Genomic DNA, 5455 nt, shown 5'->3' with positions numbered 1-5455 from the left:
TAAATCATAAATCTTAAATCATAAATCTTAAATCATAAATCTTAAATCATAAATCATAAATCATAAATCATAAATCTTAAATCTTAAATCCTAAATCCTAAATCCTAAATCCCAAATCCTAAATCCTAATTTATTACTTTTACACATGCAATTCTTCAACTTACATACCCACAAGTTTACCAATAATCCAAATACTTTGGAACTCGCCAACCAGTATCCGTGGGCGTTTGATGATACTATCCCTCAGTATTCCATTGGTATTCATCCTTGGTATATAGACGAAAACCGATTGGCAACTGATTTGGCAACTATTGAAACCAAATTACAACTACCCGAATGTTTAGCACTGGGCGAATGTGGCTTAGACAAACGCATTGAAATCCCAATGGCATTACAAATAGCAGTATTTGAACAACAAATTGCCCTAGCCGAGCAATACCAAAAACCCTTAGTACTCCATCTTGTGGCAGCCTATGATGAATTAATTGAAATAAAAAAACGACTAAATATCTCAGTACCTGTAATCCTCCACGGATTTTCGAAGAATGTGCAAGTAGCCCAACAAATGCTTGACCATGGTTTTTATCTTTCCTTCGGGAAATATTTATTGCGAAATCCTGAATTGAAAACCGTCTTTCAGTCGGTTCCCAATGATAGATTTTTTCTAGAGACAGATACTATTGAAGAGACTTTGGAAGAAGTATATAGTAGTGCGTCAGAATACAAAGGCATGACTATAGAAGCCCTGCAACAACAAATAGCAGCTAATTTTGAAAAAGTGTTTTTTAAAGTATAGTTGACTTTGTAATCTAGAGGATAAGGGAAAGGAGATAAGAATTTAGGATTTAATATTTAAAATTTAAAATCATAAACTTATAATAAATTCACAATTCACCATCCACGACTCCCTAAACATACTAATAATCCTTCACTTATACAATCAATTTTTGAGTAGTTTTCCTAACCTTTTTGTAAACGAAATAAAAAACGCTCCACCATAAGGCAGAGCGTTTTTAAAAGGGAGTTTGAACACTAAACCAACTTTTTTTGAGGTAACTAAGGCTAACTCACTTTTAACAAATGCAACACATTAAATGCTCCATTGTTCAACATATACCGCACACCATTAATCTCCTGAAAAAATTCAATCAAAATAAAGTGCATGCCAGTACCAGTCAAACTAGGTACAGTTTCAGGAGTCAAAGAAGGGGTAATAATTCCAGTAACAATAGGATAAACTTTTTCAACACTCTGAGTCAGTTCATAAGTGCCACTTGCAAAATCAATGCGCAAAAAACCTACCTGCAAGCTAAAATGTGTAGCGCCATCAGGACTTCGCAATTGCTCTGTAGGATCAAAACCGCTAAGGGTTACTTTTCCAGTACTAACATCTACTACCGAAGTAGCATTTAAAATACTGCTGTAGGTAGCACGAGCATTAAAATCAAATCCTTCAAGAAGTGCTGCTGCCAAGGCATTATTCAATCCCTCAGCAACGTTCCGAGAACCACGCACACTCTCAGTGTCCATGTTTTTTACTTGCCCCATTACCCCAACAAGGCGACTAGTCAACTTGCTGTCTTTAGCTCTAAACACCATCGGTCCCAATGCCGACCGTAACAATTTCCCAGAAGCCGCAATACTTCCAAATTCCTTCCCGTTCTCTCGTGTTCTAGCAAACGCAGGATCATTCATAATGCGGTTCTTGCTAACACCACCTTTGGTGCGCACCAAGTACCCCTCGGTACCTCTGTAGAAGGTAAGTTCGTCTAACGTTCCTTCTACTTTAATCAGGCTTTTTAGTTTTGCCATTTTTAATAAAATTAAATTAATACTGATACAAAGATAGTAGGCCTTTTTATGGGCTATTGTCAATCTTGCCGAGTGTAAACAACATTTACCATAAAGTAAAAAATAGAGTATAAAATGACATAACAGCCCAATTTGCCATATAATGCCGAATTTGCCGAAATAGAAATCCAATATACTGTAAAACAATTAGTTATAATATAAGCACAAGCGCAGTAAACATTCCTAAAAAGAAGTGCTAGTGTATGAGGTGTGTATGCCGAGTGTATCAAGAGTGTATGGCTAATGTATGCCAGAAGTATGTTATAAGTATAGCATCAGTAGTATAGAAGTAGTAGCAAGATAAAACCCAAAGCAATAATTGCTAAATATAGCTTGGCAACACCTTTAGATACGGGCAAAAACGTATCAATGAATATTTTTTTCTACTTATCAACACAATTTTTATTTTCCTAATTTTTTATTTATAATTCAAATAGTCAAAACACTTTTAATTTTAAAGTTAATATATATTAATTCAGCTACTTACTTATGTTTTTTAATAGAAAAAAGTAGTGTTATAGTGTTTAAAAGTGAGCCTTTTTTGTTAATAAGACATTACAAATTGTTGAAAACTAACATTTTGAATTAATTCTTCTTATAGTAAATTTGTAATGTTGAAGCAAATAACAAAAAATAAAACAATTGAAACCTTAAACCATGAATACAAACACGAGTAACCAACGCCCCAATAAGCATAAATGCCATGAAAAGAAAAAATTTAAGAATATACATAACGACTAATGACATAGCGCAGATTGAGTTTTGCTCTATGCGTTCAGCTTCTCAAAGAATGAATGATTTGAAAGTTTTTTTTAATAAAAATGAAAAACGATTCAAAATCACTTTCGATGAGTATGCTAAATATAGAGGTATCCCTGTTGTTGATTTAGAGCCATTTCGTATGAAGTCATACTACCATGTTGCCTAAAAATGCTATTTCCAATGTACAGGAAATCAAATAAAAAAAAGCTAAAAATCTGCCAATTCCTGCTGCGAATTATTTAGATAAATTCCTTCATGTAATACCATAGAAAACCTTACAATAAAACACAAAACTGACGATTTTTTCAGCGTCTCTTTATCTCATTTACAATCCCAAAACAATGTACTTCTTGCCTCTTTCTTCTTGCCTCTTACCTCTAATTTTAAAACTTTCCTCTATAATTATATAAGACCCCAAGTTAGAGTAACGGCTAATTTTGCTTTAAAAATAACCCTTAACAACACCATCATGAAAACAATTTTTGCAACTCTGCTCTTAGTAGGAGCAAGCACCGTAGCCCTAGCCCAAACAAGCAATCAATCAGACCAACAGGGCACTGACCAAGACAAAATGCAACAAGAAACACAACAACCAGCCAAGCAGGATGCAGAACGAAACGCAAGAATAGCGGCCCAACGCGAACGTAATGAAAGAATAGATAGAAGAACAAAAAAACGTTTAGCCAAAGCCAGAGATAAAGCGAAAGCCAAAGAAGTTACTTTTTTTGAAAGCCCAGTTTTATAGTTTTGCTTTATCATTCCCGAGTAGTCGGGAATAAACAATTTTCCTTATTTTTGCACTTTAAATTTCTAATTCCTAACTATAGAAATGGCAAAGTGGCAAGAAAGAGCCGAACTCTTATTCAAAAAAGAAGGATTAAATAATCTTAAAAGGGCTAATGTATTAGTAGTTGGGCTAGGCGGTGTGGGATCTTTTGCTGCGGAGTTTTTGGCTCGTGCTGGTGTTGGAACTATGACCATTGTTGATGGCGATGTGGTTGATATTACAAACGTTAACCGACAATTACCTGCATTGCATTCCACTGTAGGCATGCCCAAAGTACAAGTCGTTGGCGACAGATTGATGGATATAAACCCAGAACTAAACTTAACCCGTTTAGAAGAATTCCTATCACCAGAAAGAGCACTAGAAATTGTTACCCCTCATTATGATTATGTTTTAGATTGCATTGACAGCATTACACCCAAACTAAATTTAATAGTTGCTTGTAAAAGACAACGTGTCAAAGTAATCTCCAGCATGGGAGCAGGAGGGAAGATGGAAGCTGCCAAAGTTAAAGTATCCTGTATAAGCAATACGACCAATTGTCTATTGGCAAAAACCGTTAGAAAGCGTCTAAAAGAATATAGAATAGACAAACTCAAAGTAGTTTTCTCCTCAGAAATTCAAGACGAAAGCAGTTTAAAAATGACCGATGGGACTAACTATAAACGCTCGTTTTATGGCACCAATAGTTACATGCCTGGTCTTTTTGGTTTGTATGCTGCAGAAACGGTCATTCGTCATCTTTTAAAAAAAGAATAGTGTTTTATAACAGTATTTAGTCGCTGAAATAATTATTAATAATTCGTAACTTTTAAATGATACATACGGTAATATTTGACATGGATGGGGTAATAGTAGATACCGAACCGGTGCATCACTATGCCTATGACTTGCATTTCAAACAACTAAACATTCCTATTACTCCCGAAATGTATGCCTCGTTTACAGGTAATTCGACTAAGAATATCTTTGAACGCTTGAAAGCTGAGTTTAATTTAGAGGAAGATGTGCAGACACTAGTAGAAACCAAACGTAACTTGTTCAACGACGCTTTTGATAGCAAAGAAGATTTGTATTTATTAGATGGTGTAGAAGACTTAATCAAAGAGTTGCATGCCAATGGGATGCAGTTGGTTTTAGCATCATCATCAGCAACAGTAACAATTAATAGGATTTTTAATCGTTTTGGGTTACACCACTACTTTACCCATATTGTTTCAGGGGAAGACTTTCCAAAGTCAAAACCACATCCTGCCATATTTCAACACGCGGCTTTTTTAGCCAATACCCCTGTAGAACAGTGCATCGTGATAGAAGATAGCACTAATGGTGTAGCAGCAGCCAAGGCGGCCGGTATTTATTGCGTAGGCTATGATAGTGTGAATTCTAAGTTGCAGGATTACTCCAAAGCTGATAAAGTAATCAGTCATTTCAATGAGTTGAGTTTTGATGTTATAAGAAACATCTATTAACCACCCCGCCCTTCGGGCACCCCTCCAAGGGAGGGGAATTTTCTACCTTTTTTTAGAATTTAATTTAACTTTATGCGTTGAAGAAAAAACAACCTCTCCCATGAGTACCACCCAATTTATCGGGACAGGATCATAATGAGAAGCGGAATTTAAAGTAGTATTACAGAAATTACAACTTTAAACAAATTGATTTATAGTTTGTTGTAAAGAATCTAATAAGAACAACAATAGCAAATTACTATTCCCCTCCTATGGAGGGGTGCCCGAAGGGCGGGGTGGCAATTATAGATACTTTAGATTTTTAACATCTTTGAGTTTACTATTAATAAAGTTTTATTTAGTACACCAATAGTAAAATATCCCACTAACAATTCCCCTCCCTCGGAGGGGTGCCCGTAGGGCGGGGTGGCAATTATAGATACTTTTTATTTTTTAATATCTTTGAGTATATTAAATTATTAGTAAAATACCCGCATACTATTCCCCTCCTATGGAGGGGTGCCCGAAGGGCGGGGTGGCAATTATAGATACTTTAGATTTTTAACATCTTTGAGTTTACTATTAATAAAGTTTTATTTAGTAC

The 5455-nt window shown here is 35.4% G+C and carries 6 protein-coding genes; 5 read left to right on the top strand and 1 reads right to left on the bottom strand.

The annotated features are described in order from the left end of the window. Positions 1–145 precede the first annotated feature (145 nt). On the top strand, positions 146–796 hold the full coding sequence (locus ACOYLT_RS09935) for a TatD family hydrolase (RefSeq protein WP_422853699.1): 651 nt from the start codon (positions 146–148) through the stop codon (positions 794–796). A 266-nt stretch (positions 797–1062) separates the two neighbouring features. Here ACOYLT_RS09935 and ACOYLT_RS09930 read toward each other — a convergent pair whose 3' ends face one another. Continuing rightward, positions 1063–1875: a hypothetical protein gene (locus ACOYLT_RS09930; protein ID WP_422853698.1), complete on the bottom strand. Its 813-nt coding sequence runs from the start codon at positions 1873–1875 to the stop codon at positions 1063–1065. Positions 1876–2554: 679 nt separating this feature from the next. On the opposite strand from ACOYLT_RS09930, the gene ACOYLT_RS09925 reads away from it, so the two are divergent. The 4 genes from ACOYLT_RS09925 (at position 2555) to ACOYLT_RS09910 (ending at position 4872) form a co-directional block, all read left to right on the top strand. Continuing rightward, positions 2555–2779, top strand: coding sequence for a hypothetical protein (locus ACOYLT_RS09925; RefSeq protein ID WP_422853697.1), 225 nt, complete (start codon positions 2555–2557; stop codon positions 2777–2779). Between the two features lie 303 nt (positions 2780–3082). Then, positions 3083–3358 (top strand): hypothetical protein, encoded by a 276-nt coding sequence (locus ACOYLT_RS09920; protein WP_422853696.1) that lies wholly within the window; start codon positions 3083–3085, stop codon positions 3356–3358. A gap of 84 nt (positions 3359–3442) precedes the next feature. Further along, positions 3443–4159 (top strand): tRNA threonylcarbamoyladenosine dehydratase, encoded by a 717-nt coding sequence (locus ACOYLT_RS09915; protein ID WP_422853695.1) that lies wholly within the window; start codon positions 3443–3445, stop codon positions 4157–4159. A gap of 56 nt (positions 4160–4215) precedes the next feature. Beyond that, positions 4216–4872 carry an HAD family hydrolase gene (locus ACOYLT_RS09910; protein ID WP_422853694.1) on the top strand — a complete coding sequence of 219 codons (657 nt, stop codon included), beginning with the start codon at positions 4216–4218 and terminating at the stop codon, positions 4870–4872. Positions 4873–5455 lie beyond the last annotated feature (583 nt).

The organism is Flavobacterium sp., assembly GCF_049318185.1.
Classification (GTDB): domain Bacteria; phylum Bacteroidota; class Bacteroidia; order Flavobacteriales; family Flavobacteriaceae; genus Flavobacterium.
This window is presented reverse-complemented; position numbering and strand designations above follow the sequence as displayed.

Coding starts and splice junctions, on each gene's coding strand:
- ACOYLT_RS09910 (WP_422853694.1), top strand. CDS start 4,216: ATGATACATACGGTAATATTTGACATGGATGGGGTAATAGTAGATACC.
- ACOYLT_RS09935 (WP_422853699.1), top strand. CDS start 146: ATGCAATTCTTCAACTTACATACCCACAAGTTTACCAATAATCCAAAT.
- ACOYLT_RS09920 (WP_422853696.1), top strand. CDS start 3,083: ATGAAAACAATTTTTGCAACTCTGCTCTTAGTAGGAGCAAGCACCGTA.
- ACOYLT_RS09925 (WP_422853697.1), top strand. CDS start 2,555: ATGAAAAGAAAAAATTTAAGAATATACATAACGACTAATGACATAGCG.
- ACOYLT_RS09915 (WP_422853695.1), top strand. CDS start 3,443: ATGGCAAAGTGGCAAGAAAGAGCCGAACTCTTATTCAAAAAAGAAGGA.